The organism is Neisseria dentiae, from assembly GCF_014055005.1.
GTDB classification, from domain to species: Bacteria; Pseudomonadota; Gammaproteobacteria; order Burkholderiales; family Neisseriaceae; genus Neisseria; species Neisseria dentiae.
In genome coordinates this window covers 305,827-329,747 of sequence record NZ_CP059570.1, presented here as the reverse complement: position 1 = coordinate 329,747, position 23,921 = coordinate 305,827, and the positions used below count along the sequence as shown (strand labels likewise).

The window sequence follows — 23,921 nt, the reverse complement described above, 5'->3', positions numbered from 1 at the left end:
CATGAACAAACCGACCGTTTTTTTAGGTATGCCCGACAATATGGGTATCTACCGAAGCATCCAAGCCAACCTCGAACATCACGGCTTCAACGTGATCCATTTGGTTTCCGACCCCCGTACATTCCGCTACCCTTCACTATCCGCCCGGCTCGGCGTTAAATTCAGAAAACTGGTATTGCGCGACAAATACGCCAAACAGAAATTGCAGGCTGCCGTATTTCACCAAAATATCTTGAGCACACTCGATGCCGCCGGCCAAGCCGATTACGCCCTCTTTATCAGGGGCGATCTCTACGCGCCCGAACTGCTGGCCGAAATCCGCCGCCGCATCCGCCGCACCATGGTCAATTACCAATGGGACGGCATGAACCGCTATCCCGATATCTGGCAAACCGTTTCCAAATTCGACCGCTTTTATGTGTTCGACCCTGCCGACTTGCAGCCAAACGGCAACTTTCTGCCGCTTACCAATTTCTATTTCGACTACCCCGCCGCACAAACCGACGAAACCCATGCCGATTTCTATTTCGTCGGCTCGCACCTGCCGCAGCGCAGCGGCGTGATTGCCGAATTCGGGCATCAGGCCCGCGCGCACGGCTGGACGTTGGATTTCAACATCGTCTGCGCCGCCAAAGAAGAGAAAGCCTGCCGCGCCCTTTACCCCGACAACATCAAACTTTCCACCCTAACCTCCGACTACGCCGAAAACCTGCAACACGCCGCCCGTGCCAAAGTGCTGGTCGATTTCAAAACACCCATCCACAACGGCCTGTCGTTCCGCGCATTCGAAGCACTCGGCTACCGCAAAAAGCTGATTACCACCAACACCGAAACCGCCAAATATGATTTCTACCACCCCGACAACATTTTCATTTGGGACGGCGAAACATTCGACGGCATAGATGATTTCCTAAAGCGCCCCTATCACGAAACCGCCCCCGAAATCCGTGAAAAATACAGCTTCGGCAATTGGATACGCTATGTGTTGGATATTCCGCCCTATCAGCCGATTGCCCTGCCCGAAGCCTGATAAACCGAAGTCTTTGCAAAACACCCTCAGGCCGTCTGAAAAATATTCAGACGGCCTGAACGAATTTCACAAAGGCCTCAAACCACAAGCCGCGCCGACTTCCCACCGGTTTTACATCAAACCGTGTAAGTTTCCGACACCGTTCCCGTCTGCTGCCATATAACTAACGGAAAAGTATGATTTCCGGCATCACGTTCTCTTATGGCGTGATGCCGAAACAAGCCGCTTTTCCCCAATCATTTAAAAACAGGAGACCCTCCGTGAAACTGTCCGCATTTTGGAAAATGCTGCTTTTGTCGGCCATACCCGCCCTGATTGCCTCACTGTTTCTGTTCCACATCAAGCCCGGCAACGCCGCGCCCGTGCCCGCAGCCTTGCAGCAACTGCACGACACGCAGGGCAAGCCCGCCGGTCGGCATTTGGCCAAAGGCAAACCCACGCTGATAAAATTCTGGGCAAGCTGGTGCCCCTTGTGTTTGTCGGAACTTGCCCACACCGAACAATGGGCGCAAGATAAGCGCTTTCAGACGGCCAATCTGATTACCGTGGCCTCGCCCGGCTTTCTCGGCGAAAAAAACCAAGCCGATTTTCTGCAATGGTACCGCGGCCTGAACTATCCCAAACTGCCCGTGGTTACCGACGAAGGCGGCGGCTTGGCCAAAAGCCTGAATATCGGCGTTTACCCCTCGTGGGCGGTGCTCGACAAACACGGCAACCTCGCGCGCATCGTGAAAGGCAGCATCAACGAAGCGCAAGCGTTGGCCCTGATAGAAAACCATGAAGCCGACATAGGCCGTCTGAAACACACCTTCTACAAACCCGCTCAGAAAAAGGAACCTGCTGCGATGAACACCAAAACCATTTACCTTGCCGGCGGCTGCTTCTGGGGCTTGGAAGCCTATTTCCAGCGTATCAACGGCGTGGTTGACGCCGTTTCCGGCTACGCCAACGGCAACACCGAAAACCCTTCGTATGAAGACGTGGTGCGCCGCAACACCGGCCACGCCGAAACCGTGCGCGTGGTTTACGATGCCGACAAACTAAGCCTTAACGATATCCTGCAATATTATTTCCGCGTTATCGACCCCACCAGCCTCAACAAACAGGGCAACGACCGCGGCACCCAATACCGCACCGGCGTGTATTACACCAACCCGGCCGAGCAGGCCGTGATTGCCGCCGCGCTGAAGCAGGAACAGCAGAAATACGCCCAACCCTTAGTGGTGGAAAACCTGCCGCTGAAACATTTTTACGAAGCCGAGGAATACCACCAAGACTATCTGGTTAAAAACCCCAACGGCTACTGCCACATCGACATCCGCAAAGCCGACGAACCGCTGCCCGGCAAGGCCGCCCCGCAAAACGGCAAAGGCTTCGATGCCGCCGCCTACCGCAAACCGAATGATGCCGAGCTGAAAAAACGGCTCACCGCCGAGCAATACCGCATCACCCAGCAAAACGGCACCGAATACGCCTTCAGCCACGAATACGACCACCTGTTCGCCCCCGGCATTTATGTCGATGTGGTCAGCGGCGAGCCGCTGTTCAGCTCCGCCGACAAATACGACTCGGGTTGCGGCTGGCCGAGCTTCACCCGCCCGATCAGCGCCTCGTCCGTTACCGAACACAACGACTTCAGCTACAACATGCGCCGCACCGAAGTGCGCAGCACCGCCGCCGATTCGCATTTGGGCCACGTATTCCCCGACGGCCCGCCGGCCAAAGGCGGCCTGCGCTACTGCATCAACGGCGCCAGCCTGCGCTTTATCCCGCTCGATAAAATGGACGCAGAAGGCTACGGCCATCTGAAAGCCGCCGTAACCGAGCAAACGCGCTAAAGCTGAGGCCTTTGCAAAATTCTTTTAGGCACCTTAAAACACTTGCGTCATGCTCGTGCTCAACCCGAGCATCTGTTTGTTTTAGAAGAAAAAGAGATACCCGGGTTAAGCACGAGCATGACGAAGCATAAATAAATTCAGGGCTAAAACAGCTTTTTTGCAAAGGTCCCGGGCCGTCTGAAACCCGCACAAACAAGGCAGAACCATGTTAGGCGCAGCCATCGGCGATATTGCAGGTTCGCGTTTTGAAAACGCCCCCTGCAAGCGCACCGACTTCACCTTTTTCACACCCGAAAGCGGCTTTACCGACGACACCGTCTGCACCGCCGCCGTGGCCGACTGGGTGCTCGGCGGCTGCGGCACCGATTTGGCCGCCCTGATGCAGGCATGGTGCCGCCGCTACCCCGAGCCGCGCGGCGCTTACGGTGCATCGTTCCAACGCTGGATTATGCAGCCCGATCCGCAACCCTACCGAAGCTGGGGCAACGGCTCGGCCATGCGCGTATCGGCGGCGGGCTGGGCGTTCGGCACGCTGGCCGAAACCCTCGCCTGCGCCCGTGCCTCTGCCGCCATCACCCACAACCACCCCGAAGGCATCAAAGGCGCCGAAGCCGTGGCCGCCGCCGTTTACTGGGCGCGCACGGGGCGCAGCAAAGCCTTTATCAAACGGCAAACCGAAAAAATGTTCGGCTACGATTTGGGCAAAAGCTGCGACGAAATCCGCCCCGGCTACACCTTCGACGCAAGCTGCGCAGGCAGCGTACCGCAGGCGTTAACCGCATTTTTGGAAAGCAGCAGTTTCGAGCACGCCGTGCGTCTGGCCGTTTCGCTCGGCGGCGACAGCGACACGCTGGCCGCCATCGCCGGCAGCATCGCCGAAGCGTTTTACCGCGAAATTCCCGACGAAATCGTAAAACAGGCATTGGCCATTCTGCCCGCCGACATCAGCAGCGTGCTGCTGGCCGTTTCCGCAAACCGTTAACGGCGTTGCTGTGTTCGGATACCGGAACCTTTGCAAACCGTTGAGGCCGTCTGAAAAAATCTTTTCAGACGGCCTCAAGCCCTGCCGGCCGCCTTATACCGTAAACAAACCGATTCGCTATATAATGCGCCATCTTACGCACACACGAAAGCAACACCATGTTTACCCTGCCCGACACCCGCCCCTATCCTACCGATCCGGTCAAAAACAGCCTGCTCACCTACGCCTCGCAAATCGTGCACAGCACTTCCGCCGCCCAGCGCAAACTTTCCACCGAATCGCTACAGGCCGAAATCTATATGATGTTGCAGCAAAACCATTATCTCGGCCTTTCCGTGGCCATGAGCATGGCACCCGATGCCGACAGCTACCGCGCGCTGTTAAACGGTTTGGACGACACCCTGCAAGCCAAAACCGATGATGAAATCCAATGGTTCGCCCTGCCCGTGGTGCTGGTGGCCGGCTGCAACCAGCCGCAAACGCTGCCGCTCGATGCCCCCGCGCTAGAACTGTGCGCCTGCCTGGCCGATTATCCGCACCTGCGCGGGCTGGTGCAGGCAACCTGGCTGCCCAAACTGGTGCGCTCCGCCGATTTGGCCGCCGTTAACGCCGGCCAATGGTTCGCCGCCAAACAAAACGAAGCCGCCGCCCAAGCGCTTGCCGCCAAACTGCCGCAAGCCGATTTGGACATACCCCAAGGGCAGTCGGTGCACGTGGTGTTCGCCCTGGGCTACAGCAACAAAAACATTCAGACGGCCTTAACCCCCAACCTGCGCGAAGCCGCGCTGCCGCTGATGCAGGTGTGGCAAACCGCCCTCACGCGCCCCGGCCTCACCCTGTTCACCAACCCGCTCGCCCCCGCCACGCCGCTGGCCGCCCTCACCGACGGCAGCCATATGCGCCTGCGCATGGCGATGGACGTGTTTGCCGCCAACGCCCTCCGCGCCGTACGCCTGCAAAGCCCGCGCGCAGGCGTGGTGATGGCCGCGCAGCAGGGCGGCAAAATCCTGTTCGGCTTCAACGCCACCGACAGCGCCTTCGAGCTGGCCGACCAAGTGTTTGCCTGGCCGCTCTCGCCCGCCGACCGCGTTGCCACCATCCAGCAGAACTTTTTAGACCTGATGGCCGAATGCCAAGTGGAAAACATCCGCCTGCTGCACGACGCGCTGCCCGAAGAAGCCGAACTGCCCACCTACGCCCAAGCGCTCAAACTGCCCGGCCACAACCCCTTGTTTGCAGAACAATCATGAAAACCTACCGCATTTTGTTCGTGTGCCTCGGCAACATCTGCCGCTCGCCGATGGCCGAATACGTTTTCCGCAGCCAGGCCGCCGAAGCGGGCGTGGCACACCGCATAGAAACCGCCAGCTCGGGCACTTCGGGCTGGCACAACGGCGAAAACATGCACAACGGCACCCTGAAAAAACTCAAGCAGCAAGGCATCGACCCTTCGGGCTTCGCCAGCAGCCAAGTTAGGCAGAGCGACGGCAGCCGTTACGACTTTCTCATCGCCATGGACGACAACAACCTCGCCGAACTCGAACGCCTGTTCGGCCGCCGCCCCGAACAAATTTTCAAACTCACCGACCTGATACCCGAAAGCGGCTACAACCATGTGCCCGACCCGTGGTACACCGGCGATTTCGACGAAACCTTCCGCCTCGTTTCAGACGGCAGCCGCGCCTTGCTGCGCAAACTGGGGCTAACCCCATAACTTCCCCCTTACTTTTAGACGGCTATTTGAAAGCCAGAGAGTGGCGCATTTACAAAAACACATCACAACTTAAAACGATGGTTTTTTCCGCACTACTACCAAATACAAGCAAGACCTTTGTAAAAATACCTTAAACCATCCTTCACACGCAGACGGAAACCTAGGTACTTCGCATCCAAGCATTTGTTTAATCAAAATCTTAATATTTCCATCCGGATTCCCATCTACACGTAAATGACGGGATTGGATTTAAGTATTTCAAACGGCCTTGAAATTGTTTTTACAAGGTTCTTAATTCATGCAAACCTTTTGATAAACGCGTGTTTTCAGACGGCCTGATTCGCTATACAATGCCCTCAATCCCCTAGAATTAAGGAGCAGCAAAATGATCGGCAAAAAAATATTTGAAGAAGTGTCGGCCAAAGTGAGCGAAACCATCGCCAACAGCCCCGCCAAAGACGTTGAAAAAAACGTGAAAGCCCTGCTCGGCAGCGCGTTTAACCGCATGGATTTGGTTACCCGCGAAGAATTCGACATCCAGCAGCAGGTGCTGATTAAAACCCGTACCAAACTGGCCGAACTCGAAGCGCGCCTGGCCAAACTCGAAGGCGGCACCGCCGAGCCGCAGGAAGCCGCCGAAGTGCCCGAACAAACCGAATAAGGCCGTCTGAAACCGAAGACTGCCAAATGTCGTTAGCCCTTGTTTACAGCCGCGCCTTAAGCGGCATGAACGCGCCGTTGGTGGAGGTGGAAGCCCATCTTGCCAACGGCTTGCCCGCGTTTAATATCGTCGGCCTGCCCGACACCGAAGTCAAAGAAAGCCGCGACCGCGTGCGCGCGGCGATTATCCAGAGCGGCTTTGAATTTCCCGCCAAAAAAATCACCGTCAACCTCGCCCCCGCCGACCTGCCCAAAGAATCCGGCCGCTTCGACCTGCCGATTGCACTCGGCATACTGGCCGCCTCGGGGCAGGTTATGGCCGACAAACTGGCGCAATACGAATTCGCGGGCGAGCTGGCCCTATCGGGCGCGCTGCGCCCCGTGCGGGGTGCGCTGGCGATGGCCTGGCAGGGCATGAAGGCCGGCCGCGCCTTTATCCTGCCGCAGCAAAATGCCGAACAGGCCGCCATCATCAACGGCATCACGGTTTACGGTGCCGGCAGCTTGGGGCAGGTGGCCGCACACCTGAACGCCGTCGAACCGTTGGCGCAAACGCAGGCCGATATGGCGCAAAGGCCGTCTGAAAACCGCAGCCTGCACGATTTGAAAGACGTAAAAGGCCAGCACACCGCACGCCTGGCGTTGGAAATCGCCGCCGCCGGCGGCCACAGCCTGTTGATGATGGGGCCGCCCGGCACGGGTAAATCCATGCTCGCCCAGCGCCTGCCATCCATTCTGCCGCCGCTAACCGACGAAGAATTAATCGAAGTGTGGGCGTTGCGCTCGCTGCTGCCCAACCACAGGCAGGATTTGCACGGCCAACGGCCTTTTCAAAGCCCCCACCATACTTCCAGCCCCGTGGCGGTGGTGGGCGGAAATGCCGGCCCCGGCGAAATTTCATTGGCCCACAACGGCATTTTGTTTTTAGACGAACTTCCCGAGTTTGACCGCAAGGTGCTGGAAGTGTTGCGCGAACCGCTGGAAACCGGCGAAATCCATATTTCCCGCGCGGCGCACAAAGCCGTTTATCCCGCCGGATTCCAACTGGTTGCCGCCATGAACCCCTGCCCCTGCGGCTATCTCGGCCACCCCGCCAAACCCTGCCGCTGCACACCCGAGAGCATCGCCCGCTACCGCGGCAAAATCTCCGGCCCGCTGCTCGACCGCATCGACCTGACCATCGAAGTGCCCGCACTTTCCGCCGCCGAGCTGGCGCAGCAGCAGGCCGGCGAGAGCAGCGCCGATGTGTCGGCGCGCGTGCGGGCCGCGCGCGAGCGGCAGTATGCCCGGCAGGGCAAGGTCAATGCGGCCTTAAGCGTAACGGAACTGGACGAAACGGCGATGGTCTCTAAAGAGGCGCACGAAACGCTGGGCGGCCTGCTCGAAAAACTCTCGCTTTCCGCCCGCAGCTACCACCGCATCATGCGTGTGGCGCGCACGCTGGCCGATTTGGGCGGCGACGAAGGCGTCAGCCGCGCCCATGTGTTACGCGCGGTAAGTTTTCGTCGGGCTTTGTAAGGTTTTTGCTTCAAGCATAAGTTATTGCTAAAATGCGCCGCTTGGAAACTGGGGAGCACAGCAGTTTTCAGACGGCATCACCCAATAAAAATCAAGGTATCGTAGGTATTTTATGAGCGCGAAAAAACAGTATGGAAAAGGCCTGTCAGGCTTTATGTTGGGCTTGTTGCTGGCAACCGCAGTGATTGCCGGCGTTTTGTTCTTTTTGAACAAGAGCAATAAAGAAGCATTCAAAGAAGAAGCGCAGAAAGAGCTGCCCAAACCCGAAATCCTCACACCGAAAAGCAGCGAGCCTGCCGCATCCGCACCGCCCGCCGCCAGCGCCCCCGTTGATACGGCTTCCGACGTTTTAGGCGGCTTTATCGAAGACCGGCAAACCGCTTCCGAGCCTGCCGCCTCCGGCTCTTCCGCAGCCGTGCTGCCCCAAACCGCAGTCAAACCCAAAACCGAACAGAAACCGGCGGTGAAAAAACCCGAAGCCAAACCCGAGCCTAAGCCCGAAGCGAAAAAAGAGCAGCCGAAAAAAGAAGAGCAGAAAAAAGCAGCCAAACCCACACCCGAGCAGATTTTAGACAGCGGCAGCATCGAAAAAGCGCGTGAAAACGCCCGTGCAGAAGCCGCGAAAAAAGAAACGGCAAAAAAAGAAACGGCCAAAAAAGCCGATAGCGGCAAGCAGCCCGCCGACGACGAAGGCGGCCGCACCGTGCTGCAAATGGGTTCGTTCAACAACCGCGAAAGTGCCGAAGCCCACCGCGCCAAACTGGCCATGATGGGCGTGTCGTCAAGCGTGGTGGAAGGCGAAGCCAACGGCAAACCCGTTTACCGCGTGCAAAGCGGCCGCATGAGCAGCGATGCCGCCCGCCGCACCCAACAAACCCTCAAACGCAACGGCGTGGACAGCTTCGCCCGCTCCGTGAAATAAGATGCAAAAAGGACCACACATGAAACTGAAAAGCATTTTACTGGCCGCCGCGGCAGCATTCGGCTTGGCCGCCAACGCCCATGCGGCAACCGAAGGCACCGACTACACCGTTCTGCCCAAGCCGATTCCCCAGCTTCAGGCCGACAAAATCGAAGTGCTCGAATTTTTCGGTTATTTCTGCGTGCATTGCTACCATCTCGACCCGGTGCTGCTGAAACATGCCAAAACTTTCCCTGCCGATACCTATCTGCGCACCGAACACGTTGTTTGGCAGCCCGAAATGCTGGGCTTGGCGCGCGTAGCCGCCGCAGTGAACAGCTCCGGCCTGAAATACCAGGCCAACCCCGAGGTGTTTAAAGCCGTTTACGAGCAGAAAATCAACCTGGCCGACACGGCCACATTCAAGCAGTGGGCCGAAAGCCAGAAGGGCTTCGACGGCAAGAAACTGATTGCCGCTTACGATTCGTTCGGCAACCCCGCCCAAGCCAAAAAAATGGAAGAGCTGACCAACACCTACCAAATCAGCGGCACGCCCACCGTGATCGTGGGCGGCAAATACCAGGTGAAATTCACCGGCGACTGGAACGCCGGCATGAAAACCATTAACGAGTTGGTGGCCAAAGTGCGCAGCGAGCGCGGCATGAAAGCGCCGGCCGCTAAAAAAGCCGTTCCGGCACTGAAAAGCAAGGGCGCGTCGATTGCCAAGTCTGCCAACAAATAAGCAGCAAGCGGGCAGCCGTAGCAAAGAAACCTAATGATGATGCAAAGCTGGCGGCATCGGCGCAAAGAAGTGCGGCCGGGCGCGGCGGTTGCGGAATCGTTAGGTTTTCAGGCTATAAAAGGCTGCCTGAAATTTATTTTTACCAGGCCGTCTGAAAGCTGCCCGGCCGTCTGAAAGAACCTCCCTGATTTATGGATATCCTGTTATTGTTCAAAGCCCTGATTCTGGGCATTATCGAAGGCCTGACCGAATTTCTGCCGATTTCCAGCACCGGCCACCTGATTGTGGTAGGCGATTTGATCAACTTCAAAAGCAACGGCAAAGTGTTTGAAATCGCCATCCAGCTCGGCGCGGTGCTGGCGGTTATCTTCGAATACCGCCGCCGTTTCACCCATGTGGTTACCCACATCGGCCGCGACAAACAGGTGAACCGTTTCGTGATCAACCTGGCCGTGGCCTTTATCCCCGCTGCCGTGGTCGGCCTGATTTTCAGTAAGCAAATCAAACTTTGGCTGTTTAACCCGATTACCGTGGCTGCGGCCTTGGTTATCGGCGGATTTATTATTTTGTGGATCGAGCGCCGCCAGCGCTTTATTCCGCCGAAAGTAACCAGTGTGGACGATATGCGTATGCGCGACGCGCTGGTGGTGGGCATTGCCCAAATCTGCGCGCTGGTACCCGGCACTTCGCGCTCGGGCAGCACCATTATGGGCGGTATGTTGTGGGGGCTGGAGCGCAAAGTCGCCACCGAATTTTCATTCTTTCTGGCCGTGCCGGTGATGATTGCCGCCACCACTTACGATGTGTTGAAACACTTCCATCTGTTTTCCGCGCAAGACATCGGCCTGATTGCGGTGGGTTTCGTTTCCGCCTTCGCCGCCGGCCTCTTGGCGGTGAAAGCCCTGTTGAAATTCGTTGCCACCAAAAACTATGTGCCGTTTGCCTACTACCGCATTATTTTCGGCGGTTTGATCCTGATCACTTGGTGGATGGGCTGGGTAAACTGGACGGAAATGTAGCCGTTTTTCCCGAAAACGATTGATTGCGTCAAACCCGCCACAAAGGCCGTCTGAAAATATTTTCAGACGGCCTTCGCAGTATATAGTCAAGCAACTTAAGAAAAAGTATATACATCATATTCAGGCTTGGCCCAAGCATGACGACGGCGTTTGCCCCGCCCGCTTCAATCCAACACAAACAACTCGCCGCCGTGCTGTTTCAACCACTTTTTGGCGGCCTCTGTGTGCGGCGTATGGCGGTTGACCATTTCCCAAAAACGCGGGCTGTGGTTGGGATGCGGGATATGGCAGAGTTCGTGTATGCACACATAATCCGCCACAAAATCAGGGGCGCCGATAAGACGCCAGTTGAGACGGATGCCGGTGCGGCTGCGGCACACGCCCCAAAAGGTTTTGGCATTGCTCAGGGCGGTTGCGGCAGGGGTCAGCCGCATTGCGGCGGCGTGTTGCGCCAGACGCGACAGCAGGGTTTCGGCGGCGCGCCCGGCAAGGTGGCGGCGCAACAGGGTTTTCTGCCGGCTCCACGGTGCGTCGGGTAGCAGGATTTGCGGCGGTTGGTGCCGGATATGCGTCTGCGCGTGGGTATGCAGGGTATGCCGTTCGCCGCGATACCAAATGCGTTCGGGCATGGTTTCGGGCGCGGGTTGCGGGGCGCGGCTGAGGGTTTTCAGCAGCAAAGGCTCGTTGCCCGCCAGCCAGGCCTGCAACTGCCTGCCGCTCAGATAGGGCGGCACGTTGATGCGGACGGTGTCGGCCGAATGCGGCCGCAGAATGATATTTTTCTTGGCGCTGCGTTTCAGTTCGATATGAACGATGAGGCCGTCTGAAAAGGTGTAGGTAAGCTGCATGTGAATATGGCCGGAACAGGTTTCAGACGGCCTTGAGGGCTGCAAACGGCCCCCTGCCGCCGATTCTTTGCTGCTGCGCTTCAATCCAGCTTTCGCATTGCGCCATTACTTCTTCGGGCGCGCCGCTGTTGTAGGCGACGGGTTTGCCGATAACCACGGTGATTTCGCCGGGATATTTCCAAAACGAGTTTTTCGGCCAGAATTCGCCGCTGTTGAGCGCCACGGGCACTAAGTCCATTTCAAACATCTGCGCCATGCGCGCGCCGCCGAGTTTGTATTTGCCGCGTTGGCCGGGCGGCAAACGGGTGCCTTCGGGGAAGATGGTAATCCAAAAACCTTCTTTTTTGCGCGCCAAGCCCTGCTCCATCAGCCGGCGGTTGGCTTGGGTGCGGTTGCTGCGGTCTATGCCTATGGTGTTGGCCAGTTTCAACCCCCAGCCGAAAAACGGGATTTTAAACAGCTCTCTTTTGGCCACGAAAACATGCAGGGGGAAAATTTCTTGAAACGCCAAAGTTTCCCAGCCCGATTGGTGCTTGCTGCAAATAATCGACGGCCGCGCGGGAATGTTTTCGCGGCCTTCCACGCGGTATGTGAGGCCGACGATGTTCTTCAGCAGCCACACCAGCACCAGCGCCCATGCACGGCCAACGTAATTGGCGCCTTTGGGTATCAGGGCGGCGGGCAATATCAGGATAAACATCGGCGGGGTAATCAGCACCAGCACCAGCCAGTAGATAAGGTTGCGGATATAAAGCATTCGGGGTTCCTGTGGGTTGCGGGTGTTTTTTCAGACGGCTTGGGTTGTAGAAAAATCCAACGTTGTTTGGGCTGAGGCCTTTGCAAGTCGTTTAGGCCGTCTGAAAAATCCTACTGTCGTCATACTCGGGCTTGACCCGAGTATCTCTATTTATTTCTTTGCGAAACCAAAAGATGTTCGGCTCAAGCCCGGGCATGACGCAGAGTGTTTGCAATATCGATATGGCTCGCAAAGGCCTCAACTTGCCGGCATCAGGTTTCTTTGGCTTCTCCGGCGGCTTTCTCCTGCATAACGTATTGCGAAAACGCCAGCAGGTTGTCGAACACCTGCGTGTTTTCCGGCAGACGGTCGCCTTCGTTTTCCAGCGTTTTTTTGCCTTTGCCGGTGAGCACCAGCGCGGGCTTGCCGCCCACCGCGTCGATGGCCTGCAAATCGCGCAGGCTGTCGCCCACCAGCCAGGTGTCGGCGGCTTCGGCGTTGAAACGCTCGATAATGTCGGCAATCATGCCTGGCTTGGGTTTGCGGCAGCCGCAGTTGTCGGCGGCGGTGTGGGGGCAGAACCAGATACCGTCGATTTTTCCGCCTGCCTGCTGCACCAGCCGGTGCATTTTGGCGTGCATTTCGGTGAGGGTTTCCACGGTGAAATAATTGCGGCCTATGCCGGATTGGTTGGTGGCCACGGCCAGGGTGTAACCCGCCTCGGTGAGAAAGGCAACGGCATCCATGCTGCCCTCTATCGGCACCCATTCGTCGGCGGATTTTACAAAATCGTCGCGGTCGTGGTTAATCACGCCGTCGCGGTCGAGAATAATCAGTTTCATGTGTTTTCCTTTTCAGACGGCCTGCAACATGGCATCCAACCCGGCTATATGGTGCGCCACATCGGGATTGTAGGTTAAGGCTTGCAGCGGCTCGGCGATTTTATGGCCGCCCGCCTGCTTGAGGGCTGCCGCCTGCCGTACGGCCTCGGCCAGGGTTTCGGGGTTTTCGCGGGAAAAGAAAAAGCCGGCGCCGCCGTTCATCACTTCGGTGCAGGCCATATTGTCCGATAAAACCACGCGGGTGCCGCTCAACACCGATTCTACGCCCACCAAACCGAACGGCTCGTAGAGCGATGCCATAATAGTGTAGTCGGCGGCGCGGTAAAGGGCGGGCATATCGTCGCAGAAGCCCAGTTCCACCGTGTTTTTCATCGGGCGCGGCAAGGGCGAGCCTGCAACGGCGAGCTTGACCGGCAAATCGGTGTGCTCGAAAAAAGCAGCCAGCAAATCCAAACCTTTGCGCGTATGACCGGTGGACGGAAACAGGAAAACGGTTTCATCGTCGCGAAAACCGTAGCGGCGGCGCGTGGCGGCAGCCGACCCGGCATCGGGGTAGAAGCGGCGGGTGTCGGCAGGCGGATAAACCACACGGATTTTGGCAGAATCGATGCCGTAAAGCTCCACCAGTTCGCGCTGCATCATCGCCGAGTGCGCCATGATGGAGCGGGCGGTGGCGTAATTGCTGCGGTTGCGGCAAACGGTTAGTTTGTCGATCGGGTTGGCGGTTTTGCCCATGTTGCGCAGATAACCAAGATGCGTGCCGCCGCAAACGAATACGGCGGCATGGTCGCTGGGGTTGCAGGCTATCAGCTGCTCTTCGGGGCGGCGGTGCGGCTGCAATTGGGCGGAAAAGAAAAACGGCCTGAGTTTTTTGGGCACCAGCCTCTGCTTGACCAAACAAGGTTCGATGTGGGCGTATTCGGGCAAGGCGGCATCGAATTGCGCCGCATAAACACGCACGCTGCGGCCGCCGCCGGTGAGATGGCGCACCAAATCGAAAGTGTAGCTTTCCATGCCGCCGCCGCGGCGGAAGCAATTGATGCTGATGGCTAAGGGTTTGGCAGACATAGTGTTTATTCTTTCAGACGGCCTAACGTTTGCTGCGCAGGCTGGCATCCCACGCTTCAAAAGCGGCTTGGAACACGGCTTCCAAAGCGGCGCGGTTTTCGGCGTTGTCGGCAACATGGTAAAAACTGCCGAGCGCGGGGGTGTTCATGGTGCGCACATAGTCTTCCATAAACGCACCGTAGCCGTCTTCTTCGTCGTCGTAATAAAAGTCGGTAAAACGTTGGCCGAAATCGTTGAAATCGTCGCGCGTGAGTGCGCCGTCCATATGGCGGCGCAGAAATTCGGCGCCGCTGATGCCGCCTTCGAGCATGGCGGCGAAATCGGCGGCGGTTTCGGGCGCGCTCTGCCAAACGGGGTTGGTGAGGCCTTGCGATGCCGCCCACGCCCAATACATGCCGATATGGGTGGCCGCGTTTTCCGGCGGCAGGCCGGCGGGATAGTTTTCGTCGGTGTGGAATTGCACGTGGTCATACATGGTTTCTGCCCTCTTTCAGACGGCCTTCTGTATAGGCAACATTATCTGCACAAAACAGGCCGTCTGAAAAACCGCCGGTTGCCGTGCGGATATTCAGACGGCCTGAATGCGTGGTTAAACAAGCGCGCTCAGCGCTCTGCCGACTGCCTGCGGTTGAATTCTTCCAATGTTTCCAAACCGCGCAGAAAGCGCGACAACTCGCTTAAAGCGCCCGCATATACATCCCGTTTGAAATCAATTACCTCATCTATGGGCGCCCAATATTGGTGCCAGCGCCAGCCGTCGAACTCGGGGTGGCTTGTGGCGCGCAGATGCACGTCGCTTTCGCGGCCGATAAGGCGCAGCAGATACCAAATCTGCTTCTGGCCGCGGTAGGAGCCGCGCCATTCGCGGCGCACCCAGTGCGAAGGCACGTCGTAGCGCAGCCAGTCGCGCGTGCGGCCCAAAATCTTTACATGGTGCGGCAGCAGGCCCACTTCTTCCAAAAGTTCGCGGTACATCGCCGTTTCGGGGCTTTCCCCCGGTTTGATGCCGCCTTGCGGAAACTGCCACGAATGTTCGCGCACGCGTTTGCCCCAGAAAACCTCGTTGCGGTCGTTGGTTAAGATAATACCGACGTTGGGGCGATATCCTTCACGGTCGAGCATCGTTCGCCCTTTGCATAAAATTCAATCGGGCGATTTTCCCATAAATGCAGGGGTTTTGACAAATCCGCCACGGTGCGCGCAGCTGCTGCGGCACCGCGTGAAAAAAATTTTTGTTTATGATGAAACGCCTATCTGAAAATGTGTTAAAAAACGTTGGTTTTTACGCGCTAAGGTATTGCATCTGAAAGGCTTTTGCCGTTTAATCCGCACTACGCCGGCCAGCCGGCGCCTGCTGTATGCGGCAAGGTGCCGTTTACATATTTCTCTATTTTTTTGTACCACGCAAACGGTACGTTTTTTTGAAGGATAAAAAGATGAAAAAAACTTTATTGTTTTCTGCGCTGGCAAGCCTGTTTCTGGCCGCCTGCGGCGGATCGGGCGGCTCCGGCACCCAACAGGCAGGCGACACACCGGCAAGCGGCGCGCAGCAAACTTCTGCTGAGGGAACAGCCAACCTCAACATCTATAACTGGTCCGACTATGTCGATCCCGCCACCATCACCGAATTTGAAAAAGCCAACGGCGTGAAAGTGCGCTACGACTATTACGACAGCAACGAAACGCTCGAAGCCAAAGTATTAACCGGCAGATCGGGTTACGATTTGGTGGCGCCCTCGATTGCCAACGTGGGCCGCCAGATTAAAGCCGGCGCCTATCAGGAAATCGACAAAAACCTGATCCCCAACTATGCCAATCTTGATCCCGACCTGATGGCGATGATGGACAAAGTCGATCCCGGCAACAAATATGCCGTGCCCTACTTCTGGGGCATCAACACGCTGGCCATCAACAAAGACCAAGTGAAAAAAGCGCTCGGCACCGACCAGTTGCCCGCCAACGAATGGGATTTGGTGTTCAACCCCGAATACACCGCCAAACTGAAATCTTGCGGCATCAGCTTCTTCGACAGCCCCACCGAGCAGATTCCGCTGGCGCTGAACTATCTGGGCAAAGACCCGAACAGCGAAAACGCCGACGACTTGAAAGCCGCAATCGAGCTGATGAAAAAAGTTCGCCCCGACGTTAAACGCTTCAGCTCCTCCGGCTATATCGACGATATGGCGGCCGGCAACCTGTGCGTATCCGTAGGCTACGGCGGCGACCTCAACATTGCCAAAAACCGCGCCAAAGATGCGAAAAACGGCGTGAACATCGAAGTGCTCACCCCGAAAACCGGCGTGGGCATCTGGATCGATTCGTTTATGATCCCGAAAGACGCGCAAAACGTTGTTAACGCCCACAAATACATCAACTACACGCTCGATCCGAAAGTGGCGGCGCAAAACGGCAACTTCGTTACCTACGCCCCCGCCAGCAAACCCGCGCGCGAACTGATGGAAAAACAATATTCCGACGACAACTCCATCTTCCCCAGCGAAGAAGTGAAAGCCAAGAGCTTCGTGGTGCTGCCCAAATCGGCCGACGCCGTCAAACTGAGCGTGCGCCTGTGGCAGGGCTTGAAAGCCAACAAATAATAAGCACGAAGGCGGGAAGCACTTTGCCAACCCGCTTGAAGCATGGAAATATTTGTTTTCAAAAATACTCGGGCTCTGCCCGAGTATTTTTTGTTCCGCCGCAATAACCGATATTCGGGTGAATGCCGGCAAATGCGGCGCAGGCGTTTGGTGTTTCAAAAACCAAAAGCTTTGCCGGATATCTTTAAAGAAGGCCGTCTGAAAACATTTCCCTTTTGCCGCGCGCAACAATCCGATTCATATCCGAACAAATATTTTTCACGCAAACACCGCGCATTAGCGCTTGATTTAAAAACATCATGCCGCATAATCTAAGGAGTGCAGTCAGAAGGCATTGCGGCGGTATTTTTGGTTAAAATCCGCATCTGCGGCGTTACAAATGCTCGCAAGATATCCAATCTTGCTGTGCTTTTTGCCTTGCATCTGCGGATTTTTCCTCAAAAAACCGCTTCGCAAGCTTTCTGAACTACACTCCCTAGGGCATACTGAAAACCGAAAACCAAAAGGCCGCACCATGTTAAGCAGCAAGCAACGCAAAAAACTGAGTTTTGAATTTTTCCCCACCCGCACCCCCGAAGGCCGCGCCAAGCAAGTAATTACGCGCAAGCAGTTAAGCCAGTTCGACCCCGAATTCTTTTCCTGCACCTCCGGAGCGGGCGGTTCCACCAAAGAAGGCACCATGCAGGCGATTCAAGATATCTTGAGCGAAGGCGTGGCCGCCGCTCCCCACCTGCCCTGCGTGGGCATGCAGCCGCAGGAAATCATCAACCTGCTCAACGAATACAAATCCCTCGGCGTGCGCCACATCGTTGCCCTGCGCGGCGACATCCCCTCCGGCATGGGCGCGGGGCTGGGCGGCCTGCGTTACGCCAACGAACTGGTTTCATTGATTAAAACCGAGTTCGGCAGCGACTTCCACATCGAAGTGGCCGCCTACCCCGAATACCACCCGCAGGCGCGCAGCGCCGAAGACGACTTGAACAACTTCGTGCGCAAAGCCAAAGCCGGCGCCGATTCGGCCATCACCCAATATTTTTACAACGCCGACGCTTATTTCCGCTTCGTGGACGACGTGCACGGGCGCGGCGTGGATATTCCAATTATCCCCGGCATCATGCCGATTGCCAGCTTTTCCAAACTGGCGCGCTTTTCCGACACCTGCGGCGCCGAAATCCCCCGCTGGCTGCGGCTGAAGCTGCAATCGTATGCCGACGACACCGCCTCCATCAAAGCGCTGGCGCTCGACGTGGTAACCGACATGTGCGAGCGCCTGCTGCGCGAAGGCGCGCCCAGCCTGCATTTCTACACCCTCAACCAAGCCGGTTTGGTTTCGACCATCTGCCAGCGTTTGGGTTACTGATGCGCGCGGGCGGCAAGCCACGGCGGGCGCAAATCCGTTAGAATACCGCCTTTTACTTTTCAGACGGCCTGATGATTATGTTGGTATTGGGAATAGAATCTTCGTGCGACGAAACCGGCGTTGCGCTTTACGACACCGAACGCGGCCTGCTCGCACACCGCCTGCACACGCAGATGGCGATGCACGCCGAATACGGCGGCGTAGTGCCCGAGCTGGCCAGCCGCGACCATATCCGCCGCCTGGTGCCGCTCACCCAAAGCTGCCTGCGGGAAGCGGGCGCAGACTACGCCGACATCGACGCGGTGGCGTTCACGCAGGGGCCGGGTTTGGGCGGCGCGCTGCTGGCCGGCTCGGGCTACGCCAACGCGCTGGCGTTTGCGCTCGGCAAACCCGTGGTGCCGGTGCACCATCTCGAAGGCCACCTGCTCTCGCCGCTTCTGGCCGACGACAAACCCGCCTTTCCGTTTGTGGCACTGCTGGTTTCCGGCGGGCATACGCAGTTTATGGCGGTGCGGGGTATCGGCGACTACACGCTCTTGGGCGAAAGCGTTGACGATGCGGCGGGCGAAGCCTTCGACAAAACCGCCAAACTGCTCGGCCTGCCCTATCCGGGCGGCGCCAAACTGTCGCAACTGGCCAAACTCGGCTCGCCCGATGCGTTTGAATTTCCGCGCCCTATGCTGCATTCGCCCGACTTGCAGATGAGTTTTTCCGGCCTGAAAACCGCCGTATTAACCGCCGTGCAGAAAGTGCGTGCGGAAAACGGCGGCGAAATCCCCGAGCAAACCCGCAACGACATCTGCCGCGCGTTTCAAGACGCAGTAGTGGACGTGCTGGCGGCCAAGTCGCAAAAAGCCCTGCTCGACACGGGTTTCCGCACGCTGGTGGTGGCCGGCGGCGTGGGCGCCAACTGGAAGCTGCGCGAAACCCTGCTATCGCTCACCGTGCAGCCACCGCACGCCAAAGGCCGCGCCAAACCGCCCGCCGAAGCGGTGAGCGTGTATTTTCCGCCGATGGAATACTGCACCGACAACGGCGCCATGATTGCCTTTGCCGGCGCCATGCGCCTGCAAAACGCGCAGGCGGCGGGCGGCTTCGATGTGAAACCACGCTGGCCGCTGGCGGAGATTGTGAAAAGCTGAAATATCTGCGCCATGCCCGGGTTTGACCCGAGTATGACGTAAATGTTTTGCAATACCGAAATGGATTTATAAACACAGGCCGTCTGAAAACTTTCAGACGGCCTGTGTTTATGCAAATACCGATATATCGAAACCGTTTCCGCAATTATTCTTTCCGCAATGCTTTGGGCAGCACAAACACAATACTCTCTTCCGCACCCTCGCCTTCGCGCACGGTTTCATGCCCCCAGCTCTGAATCGTGGCAATCACTTCTTTCACCAGCACTTCGGGAGCAGATGCGCCGGCGGTTACGCCCACGCTGTTTTTGCCTTCGAACCATTCGCGTTTCAGATAGCCCGCATTGTCCACCATATAAGCGTCCACACCGCGCAGGGCGGCCACTTCGCGCAGGCGGTTGCTGTTGGAAGAATTGGGCGAGCCGACCACAATCACGATATCGCATTGCGCGGCCAGCTCTTTTACCGCTTCTTGGCGGTTGGTGGTGGCGTAGCAGATGTCTTCTTTATGCGGGCTGCGGATATGCGGAAAACGCGCCTGCAAGGCTTCGATGATGTCGCGGGTTTCGTCTACCGACAAAGTGGTTTGGCTCACATGGGCGAGTTTTTCGGTGTTGCGCACCTCGAGCTTGGCAACGTCTTCCACGGTTTCCACCAGAAGCATGCTGCCTTCCGAAAGCTGCCCCATCGTGCCTTCCACTTCGGGGTGGCCGGCGTGGCCTATCATAATAATCTGATAGCCCTGCGCATCGAGGCGGGCGACTTCTTTGTGCACTTTGGTTACCAGCGGGCAGGTGGCGTCGAACACCTGAAAACCGCGTTCGGCCGCTTCCTGCTGCACGGCTTTGGATACGCCGTGGGCGGAATAAACCAGCGTGGCGCCTTCGGGCACGTCGGCCAAATCTTCGATGAACACCGCACCTTTTTCGCGCAGGTTATCGACCACGAATTTGTTGTGCACCACTTCATGGCGCACATAAATCGGCGCGCCGAATTCTTCAAGCGCGCGCTCGACGATGCTGATGGCGCGGTCGACACCGGCGCAAAAACCGCGCGGGTTGGCTAAAATTATGGTTTTCTGGGTCATGATGTGTACTTTGTTGAATAAATGGTTTTCAGACGGCCTCTGCTCCGCTGCCTGCCGCTTTTTCTTTTTTGTGTTTAAAGCCGTCAATCACCAGCATCACGGCGCCGACGCAGATAAAGCTGTCGGCGGCATTAAACGCGGGGTAAAACCAGCTTTGCCAGTAAAACAGCAGAAAATCCACCACATGGCCGTGAATCAGGCGGTCGATCACATTGCCGAAAGCGCCGCCGATCACCATCGCCGCGCCCCATTTGCCCCATGCGCCGAAGTCGTCTTTCACAATCGCGCGGGCAAGATAAAAGCTGATAACGGCCGCCAGGGCGAGAAAGAAATATTTCTGCCAGCCGCCCGCATCGGCCAGAAAGCTGAACGCCGCCCCGGTGTTGAACACCAGCGTCAAATCGAAAAAATCGGGGATAATATTCAAACGTTCTGCAAATTGGAAACGCTGCAAAACAAGGGTTTTGGTGATCTGATCGATCACGATGGCGGCGGCAATCAAAAGCCAATATTTGATTTTGGAAGATTTTGGGGCGCTCATGTGTGTGGTTGGGATAGGGAAAATTTAAAGAACGGTATTTTACCCGAATCATCTGCAAGCGGGGTTAAATTGCGCAAACGGCGCAGCGGGCATCTTGCTTAACGGAGGGCGGCATCCAAAACAGACCAACCGCCAAAAACCACAGTCAAAATAAGTTTGCCCGCCCTAACCCATTTTCAGACGGCCTTTCGGTATAATTCAGGCCGTCTGAAAACATTAGGGGCAAACATGAGCGCCGCACCCGAAGCCAAATACACCGAAGAAACCGTTTTATGGGTTGAACGCCACACGCCCAAGCTGATGACGTTCGCCATCACCCGCCCCGAAAGCTACCGCTTCTCGGCCGGCCAGTTTTCGCGCCTGGGCTTTCGCGACGGAAGCGGTTTTATTTGGCGCGCTTATTCTGTGGTGTCTGCCGAGTATGCCGACACGCTCGAATATTTCGCCGTATTGATCGAAAACGGCCCGATGTCGGCCAAACTTGCCGCACTGCAAAGCGGCGATACCGTGTTGCTCGACAAAACCGCCACCGGCTTTCTGCTGCCCGAACGCTTTGCCGACGGCCGCGATTTAGTGATGCTCTGCACCGGCTCGGGCATCGCACCGTTTTTATCGATATTGGAGCAGCCCGAAATCTGGCAGCGTTTCGACAGCTTAACGCTGGCGCATTCCGTTTCTTATGCGGGCGAATTGATTTTTAACGGGCGCATCGCGGCTTTGCAGGCGCACCCTCTAGTGGGCGAGTATTTCCACAAACTCACCTTCCTGCCCGTGCTCACGCGCGAACAGGCGGCGGGCGCGTTAAACAAACGCCTGCCCGAGTTGCTGAAAAACGGCGGGCTGGCCGCCGCCGCAGGCAAAACGTTCACCCCGCAGGATACGCGCTTTATGATTTGCGGCAATCCGGCAATGGTGAGGGATACTTTCCAAGCGCTGCTCGATATGGGTTTCGCCATGCACCGCAACCGCATACCGGGGCAGATTATGATGGAAAACGGGTTTTGAAGCCGACAGGATTTTTGCAAGATTATCCAAATCGAATACACAATATAAAAGGCCGTCTGAAAGATTTTGATGCTTTCAGACGGCCTTATAGTTTCTATTTCTGTTTCCGCCAAAATTCCAAGCACAGCGGTTATCCGGTTGCGATACCCGCCATACCTGAAAAACAGTAGGGCAGATTAGAATCTGTAGTTCACTGCCAAGCGGAAATCGCGGCCTATGCCGGGCAGGGTTGTACCCTTCTGGCTGTGCGGATAATAGAACTTGTTAAACACATTGTTAACGGCGAAATTCACATTCAAAGTATCTTTGCCCAACGGCTTCCAGTTGGCATAGATATCGTTAACGTTATAGCTCTTGCGTTCAACCTGCGAACCGTCGCGCACCAAAACGGAACCCGAGGCTTTCTGCACGGTACGGTTCTGCCAGCCGATTTCCAAATCGGGCTTGTTGAAGCGGTAGGCCAGCGATGCGGTCCACGTGCGGCCTACCCGAACGGCAAATTCGGGGTTGTCGCTTAACAACTTCTCGGGGTGTGTGTCGTAAAGGCGCGGTTTGCTGTGTGCAACGCCCACTTTGGCAATCAGGCCGCCGGTACGGTAAGACGCGCCCAATTCGTAGCCGCGGTTTTTGATGTAGCCCGCATTGGCGGCTTCTCTAAAAGCCGAACCGTGGCGGTCTTGCGGGTTGGCGATAGCATCGCTGATTTTCTGCCAGAAGTAACTGCCGTTTGCCGCAAAAGTGCCGTTGTTGTAGTTGAAGCCGATTTCCGTGTTGCGCGCGCGCTCGGCTTTGGTACCGTCGGCAATGGAAACGATGCCGCGGCGGCCGTGGATCATCAAGGCATCATACAGGCGCGGGCTGCGGCTGGCGTAGTTGTGGACGGCGCTGAAGCTGAGCGTGTCGAGCGGCTGCCAAATCACGCCGAAGCTCGGGTTCAGACGGCCGGCAGACACTTTTTTGCCGTCGTGGGTTTTGATGTCGAAGTGGTCGTAGCGCAGGCCGCCGGTTAAGGTGAAATCGCCGATATCGTGAATGGCTTCCGCATACACGCCCGCGTCGGTCTTGGTCGGGTTAACCAGATTGTAGCTTCTCACCAGGCTTTGCAGTTGCGCATCATCTCTGTTGGTGTATTGCGAATTTAAAAAAGCGTGCGGCTTAATTTCCTGATGGCGGTAGTTCACGCCGTATTTGAGCAGCGTTTTTTCGCCCAAGCGGCTGTCCAAACCCAAATTGGCACCTTTGGTGTCGATTACGGTGGTGGTCGGGCCGGGCACATTGCCGGCATAACCGTTGCTGGTGTCGTCAACTGAATAACGCTTGTTTTTCATCAGATAGGCGTTTGCTTCCAGTTTTTCGATGAAACCCAAGTCTTGTGCCGTCCACTCCAAATTGGTGTTGGAAAGGGTGGTTTCACGGTAAACCGGGGCATTATCGGCAATCCGGTTGCCGCGCGGGAGGGTTTCCCAGCCGAATTCTTCGCGCACAAAACGCTCGCCGCGATGTTGGTCCTGCATATGGCTCAAGGCAATGCGGTGGTTGTCGAAATTCGCACCGATTTTGGCCAAATAGCTGCGCTTGTCCAAACCGCTTTTCAAAACGGTTTGGCCGCCATATTGGTTGGCGTAACCTTTGCCCGCCTTGTAATCGTCTTCATCTGTCCGGCTATAAGAGAGCAGGCCGTCAAAATTGCCTGCGCGGCCGAATACGCTGGTGCCGTAATTGTGGCCTTCATTGCTCGAATAACCGGCATTGACGCGCACGCCCCAATCTTTATCCAAGCCCTTGAGCAAATCTGCGGCATCAACGGTTTTGGCGACAATCGCGCCGTTGGTGGCACCGATGCCCGCGCTGGCCGAACCCGCGCCTTTTTGCACCGATACGATTTTCACCAACGCCGGGTCGATAATGAAGCGGCCTTGGTGATACAGAATCTGGCTGTCGGAATAGGCGTTGTCTATCTTAAGATCAACCGAGTTCTGACCCATGCCGCGAATGGTGAGAAACTGAGAAGTGCCGTTGCCGCCGCTGAAATCGATCGCAGGCTCTTCTTTTAACAGACCACGCAAATCGGTTGCCGTGCTTTCGTCTTTTTCCTGCAGGGTAACGATATTGGTTTTGATTTTACTGCCTTGCCGGTCGCCTTTCACCACTACATTATCCAATGTAACGCTTTGTGTTTGTGCTTCCGTTTCTGCCCAAGCAGGCAGGATAAATGCGTTGCCGATCAATACGGCCAAAATCGTTTTCTTCATTTTTCACCTCGTTTACACACTTAAAACAAATTAATTAAGAAT

Annotated in this window: 23 protein-coding genes; 14 read left to right on the top strand and 9 right to left on the bottom strand. The window is 56.6% G+C overall.

What is annotated here, in order from left to right:
* Nucleotide 1 precedes the first annotated feature (1 nt).
* The 10 genes from H3L92_RS01525 (at nucleotide 2) to H3L92_RS01480 (ending at nucleotide 10,404) form a co-directional block, all read left to right on the top strand.
* Nucleotides 2-1,030, top strand: a complete 1,029-nt coding sequence (locus tag H3L92_RS01525; protein ID WP_085365077.1) for a WaaS/CpsH family glycosyltransferase — start codon at nucleotides 2-4, stop codon at nucleotides 1,028-1,030.
* 284 nt (nucleotides 1,031-1,314) lie between these two features.
* Nucleotides 1,315-2,868 carry a bifunctional peptide-methionine (S)-S-oxide reductase MsrA/peptide-methionine (R)-S-oxide reductase MsrB gene (gene msrAB / locus H3L92_RS01520; protein ID WP_085365149.1) on the top strand — a complete coding sequence of 518 codons (1,554 nt, stop codon included), beginning with the start codon at nucleotides 1,315-1,317 and terminating at the stop codon, nucleotides 2,866-2,868.
* 205 nt (nucleotides 2,869-3,073) lie between these two features.
* Nucleotides 3,074-3,850: an ADP-ribosylglycohydrolase family protein gene (locus tag H3L92_RS01515; RefSeq protein WP_085365078.1), complete on the top strand. Its 777-nt coding sequence runs from the start codon at nucleotides 3,074-3,076 to the stop codon at nucleotides 3,848-3,850.
* Between the two features lie 158 nt (nucleotides 3,851-4,008).
* Nucleotides 4,009-5,100, top strand: coding sequence for a conjugal transfer protein (locus H3L92_RS01510; protein WP_085365079.1), 1,092 nt, complete (start codon nucleotides 4,009-4,011; stop codon nucleotides 5,098-5,100).
* The gene (locus H3L92_RS01505) at nucleotides 5,097-5,564 is read left to right on the top strand and encodes a low molecular weight protein-tyrosine-phosphatase (RefSeq protein WP_085365080.1); all 468 of its coding nucleotides are present in this window, start codon (nucleotides 5,097-5,099) and stop codon (nucleotides 5,562-5,564) included. The genes H3L92_RS01510 and H3L92_RS01505 overlap by 4 nt, the downstream gene beginning before the upstream one ends.
* 385 nt (nucleotides 5,565-5,949) lie before the next feature.
* A complete protein-coding gene (locus H3L92_RS01500) occupies nucleotides 5,950-6,225 on the top strand; it encodes an accessory factor UbiK family protein (protein WP_085365081.1) in 276 nt (91 codons plus the stop codon).
* Nucleotides 6,226-6,251: 26 nt separating this feature from the next.
* Entirely contained in the window at nucleotides 6,252-7,742 is a 1,491-nt protein-coding gene (locus tag H3L92_RS01495) for a YifB family Mg chelatase-like AAA ATPase (RefSeq protein ID WP_085365082.1), read from the top strand.
* Between the two features lie 112 nt (nucleotides 7,743-7,854).
* Nucleotides 7,855-8,664, top strand: a complete 810-nt coding sequence (locus H3L92_RS01490; protein WP_085365083.1) for an SPOR domain-containing protein — start codon at nucleotides 7,855-7,857, stop codon at nucleotides 8,662-8,664.
* A gap of 19 nt (nucleotides 8,665-8,683) precedes the next feature.
* On the top strand, nucleotides 8,684-9,385 hold the full coding sequence (locus tag H3L92_RS01485) for a thiol:disulfide interchange protein DsbA/DsbL (protein WP_085365084.1): 702 nt from the start codon (nucleotides 8,684-8,686) through the stop codon (nucleotides 9,383-9,385).
* Between the two features lie 191 nt (nucleotides 9,386-9,576).
* On the top strand, nucleotides 9,577-10,404 hold the full coding sequence (locus H3L92_RS01480) for an undecaprenyl-diphosphate phosphatase (protein WP_085365085.1): 828 nt from the start codon (nucleotides 9,577-9,579) through the stop codon (nucleotides 10,402-10,404).
* A gap of 164 nt (nucleotides 10,405-10,568) precedes the next feature.
* Here the strand turns inward: H3L92_RS01480 and H3L92_RS01475 are convergent, their stop codons facing one another.
* From H3L92_RS01475 to H3L92_RS01450, 6 genes are all read right to left on the bottom strand, one after another.
* The gene (locus H3L92_RS01475) at nucleotides 10,569-11,252 is read right to left on the bottom strand and encodes a M48 family metallopeptidase (protein WP_085365086.1); all 684 of its coding nucleotides are present in this window, start codon (nucleotides 11,250-11,252) and stop codon (nucleotides 10,569-10,571) included.
* Between the two features lie 22 nt (nucleotides 11,253-11,274).
* Entirely contained in the window at nucleotides 11,275-12,009 is a 735-nt protein-coding gene (locus tag H3L92_RS01470; RefSeq protein WP_085365087.1) for a lysophospholipid acyltransferase family protein, read from the bottom strand.
* 251 nt (nucleotides 12,010-12,260) lie between these two features.
* Nucleotides 12,261-12,830: a D-glycero-beta-D-manno-heptose 1,7-bisphosphate 7-phosphatase gene (gene gmhB / locus H3L92_RS01465; RefSeq protein ID WP_085365088.1), complete on the bottom strand. Its 570-nt coding sequence runs from the start codon at nucleotides 12,828-12,830 to the stop codon at nucleotides 12,261-12,263.
* A 12-nt stretch (nucleotides 12,831-12,842) separates the two neighbouring features.
* Complete coding sequence (locus H3L92_RS01460; RefSeq protein WP_085365089.1) at nucleotides 12,843-13,898, bottom strand: glycosyltransferase family 4 protein; 1,056 nt, start codon at nucleotides 13,896-13,898, stop codon at nucleotides 12,843-12,845.
* 22 nt (nucleotides 13,899-13,920) lie between these two features.
* Nucleotides 13,921-14,373, bottom strand: coding sequence for a DUF7832 domain-containing protein (locus tag H3L92_RS01455; protein WP_085365090.1), 453 nt, complete (start codon nucleotides 14,371-14,373; stop codon nucleotides 13,921-13,923).
* Nucleotides 14,374-14,501: 128 nt separating this feature from the next.
* Nucleotides 14,502-15,020: an RNA pyrophosphohydrolase gene (locus tag H3L92_RS01450; RefSeq protein ID WP_085365091.1), complete on the bottom strand. Its 519-nt coding sequence runs from the start codon at nucleotides 15,018-15,020 to the stop codon at nucleotides 14,502-14,504.
* Between the two features lie 314 nt (nucleotides 15,021-15,334).
* Here H3L92_RS01450 and H3L92_RS01445 point away from each other — a divergent pair, with 314 nt between their 5' ends.
* The 3 genes from H3L92_RS01445 to tsaD all read left to right on the top strand — a co-directional run bounded on the left by H3L92_RS01445 (nucleotide 15,335) and on the right by tsaD (nucleotide 18,997).
* Complete coding sequence (locus H3L92_RS01445; protein ID WP_085365092.1) at nucleotides 15,335-16,495, top strand: polyamine ABC transporter substrate-binding protein; 1,161 nt, start codon at nucleotides 15,335-15,337, stop codon at nucleotides 16,493-16,495.
* A gap of 514 nt (nucleotides 16,496-17,009) precedes the next feature.
* Nucleotides 17,010-17,855, top strand: coding sequence for a methylenetetrahydrofolate reductase [NAD(P)H] (gene metF, locus H3L92_RS01440; RefSeq protein WP_085365094.1), 846 nt, complete (start codon nucleotides 17,010-17,012; stop codon nucleotides 17,853-17,855).
* Between the two features lie 77 nt (nucleotides 17,856-17,932).
* A complete protein-coding gene (tsaD, locus tag H3L92_RS01435; protein WP_085365150.1) occupies nucleotides 17,933-18,997 on the top strand; it encodes a tRNA (adenosine(37)-N6)-threonylcarbamoyltransferase complex transferase subunit TsaD in 1,065 nt (354 codons plus the stop codon).
* Between the two features lie 145 nt (nucleotides 18,998-19,142).
* Here the strand turns inward: tsaD and ispH are convergent, their stop codons facing one another.
* Nucleotides 19,143-20,081, bottom strand: a complete 939-nt coding sequence (gene ispH, locus H3L92_RS01430) for a 4-hydroxy-3-methylbut-2-enyl diphosphate reductase (protein ID WP_085365095.1) — start codon at nucleotides 20,079-20,081, stop codon at nucleotides 19,143-19,145.
* A 28-nt stretch (nucleotides 20,082-20,109) separates the two neighbouring features.
* Nucleotides 20,110-20,622: a signal peptidase II gene (lspA, locus tag H3L92_RS01425; protein ID WP_085365096.1), complete on the bottom strand. Its 513-nt coding sequence runs from the start codon at nucleotides 20,620-20,622 to the stop codon at nucleotides 20,110-20,112.
* Between the two features lie 228 nt (nucleotides 20,623-20,850).
* Between lspA and H3L92_RS01420 the strand changes: the two genes are divergently transcribed.
* Nucleotides 20,851-21,627, top strand: a complete 777-nt coding sequence (locus H3L92_RS01420; RefSeq protein WP_085365097.1) for a ferredoxin--NADP reductase — start codon at nucleotides 20,851-20,853, stop codon at nucleotides 21,625-21,627.
* Between the two features lie 176 nt (nucleotides 21,628-21,803).
* On the opposite strand, the gene H3L92_RS01415 is transcribed toward H3L92_RS01420, so the two are convergent.
* The gene (locus H3L92_RS01415; protein ID WP_085365098.1) at nucleotides 21,804-23,879 is read right to left on the bottom strand and encodes a TonB-dependent siderophore receptor; all 2,076 of its coding nucleotides are present in this window, start codon (nucleotides 23,877-23,879) and stop codon (nucleotides 21,804-21,806) included.
* Nucleotides 23,880-23,921 lie beyond the last annotated feature (42 nt).

Coding starts and splice junctions, on each gene's coding strand:
- H3L92_RS01415 (WP_085365098.1), bottom strand. CDS start 23,879: ATGAAGAAAACGATTTTGGCCGTATTGATCGGCAACGCATTTATCCTG.
- H3L92_RS01515 (WP_085365078.1), top strand. CDS start 3,074: ATGTTAGGCGCAGCCATCGGCGATATTGCAGGTTCGCGTTTTGAAAAC.
- H3L92_RS01525 (WP_085365077.1), top strand. CDS start 2: ATGAACAAACCGACCGTTTTTTTAGGTATGCCCGACAATATGGGTATC.
- H3L92_RS01475 (WP_085365086.1), bottom strand. CDS start 11,252: ATGCAGCTTACCTACACCTTTTCAGACGGCCTCATCGTTCATATCGAA.
- H3L92_RS01485 (WP_085365084.1), top strand. CDS start 8,684: ATGAAACTGAAAAGCATTTTACTGGCCGCCGCGGCAGCATTCGGCTTG.
- gmhB (WP_085365088.1), bottom strand. CDS start 12,830: ATGAAACTGATTATTCTCGACCGCGACGGCGTGATTAACCACGACCGC.
- H3L92_RS01510 (WP_085365079.1), top strand. CDS start 4,009: ATGTTTACCCTGCCCGACACCCGCCCCTATCCTACCGATCCGGTCAAA.
- H3L92_RS01495 (WP_085365082.1), top strand. CDS start 6,252: ATGTCGTTAGCCCTTGTTTACAGCCGCGCCTTAAGCGGCATGAACGCG.
- H3L92_RS01470 (WP_085365087.1), bottom strand. CDS start 12,009: ATGCTTTATATCCGCAACCTTATCTACTGGCTGGTGCTGGTGCTGATT.
- metF (WP_085365094.1), top strand. CDS start 17,010: ATGTTAAGCAGCAAGCAACGCAAAAAACTGAGTTTTGAATTTTTCCCC.
- msrAB (WP_085365149.1), top strand. CDS start 1,315: ATGCTGCTTTTGTCGGCCATACCCGCCCTGATTGCCTCACTGTTTCTG.
- H3L92_RS01420 (WP_085365097.1), top strand. CDS start 20,851: ATGAGCGCCGCACCCGAAGCCAAATACACCGAAGAAACCGTTTTATGG.
- H3L92_RS01445 (WP_085365092.1), top strand. CDS start 15,335: ATGAAAAAAACTTTATTGTTTTCTGCGCTGGCAAGCCTGTTTCTGGCC.
- H3L92_RS01460 (WP_085365089.1), bottom strand. CDS start 13,898: ATGTCTGCCAAACCCTTAGCCATCAGCATCAATTGCTTCCGCCGCGGC.
- ispH (WP_085365095.1), bottom strand. CDS start 20,081: ATGACCCAGAAAACCATAATTTTAGCCAACCCGCGCGGTTTTTGCGCC.
- H3L92_RS01505 (WP_085365080.1), top strand. CDS start 5,097: ATGAAAACCTACCGCATTTTGTTCGTGTGCCTCGGCAACATCTGCCGC.
- H3L92_RS01450 (WP_085365091.1), bottom strand. CDS start 15,020: ATGCTCGACCGTGAAGGATATCGCCCCAACGTCGGTATTATCTTAACC.
- H3L92_RS01480 (WP_085365085.1), top strand. CDS start 9,577: ATGGATATCCTGTTATTGTTCAAAGCCCTGATTCTGGGCATTATCGAA.
- H3L92_RS01500 (WP_085365081.1), top strand. CDS start 5,950: ATGATCGGCAAAAAAATATTTGAAGAAGTGTCGGCCAAAGTGAGCGAA.
- H3L92_RS01490 (WP_085365083.1), top strand. CDS start 7,855: ATGAGCGCGAAAAAACAGTATGGAAAAGGCCTGTCAGGCTTTATGTTG.
- lspA (WP_085365096.1), bottom strand. CDS start 20,622: ATGAGCGCCCCAAAATCTTCCAAAATCAAATATTGGCTTTTGATTGCC.
- tsaD (WP_085365150.1), top strand. CDS start 17,933: ATGTTGGTATTGGGAATAGAATCTTCGTGCGACGAAACCGGCGTTGCG.
- H3L92_RS01455 (WP_085365090.1), bottom strand. CDS start 14,373: ATGTATGACCACGTGCAATTCCACACCGACGAAAACTATCCCGCCGGC.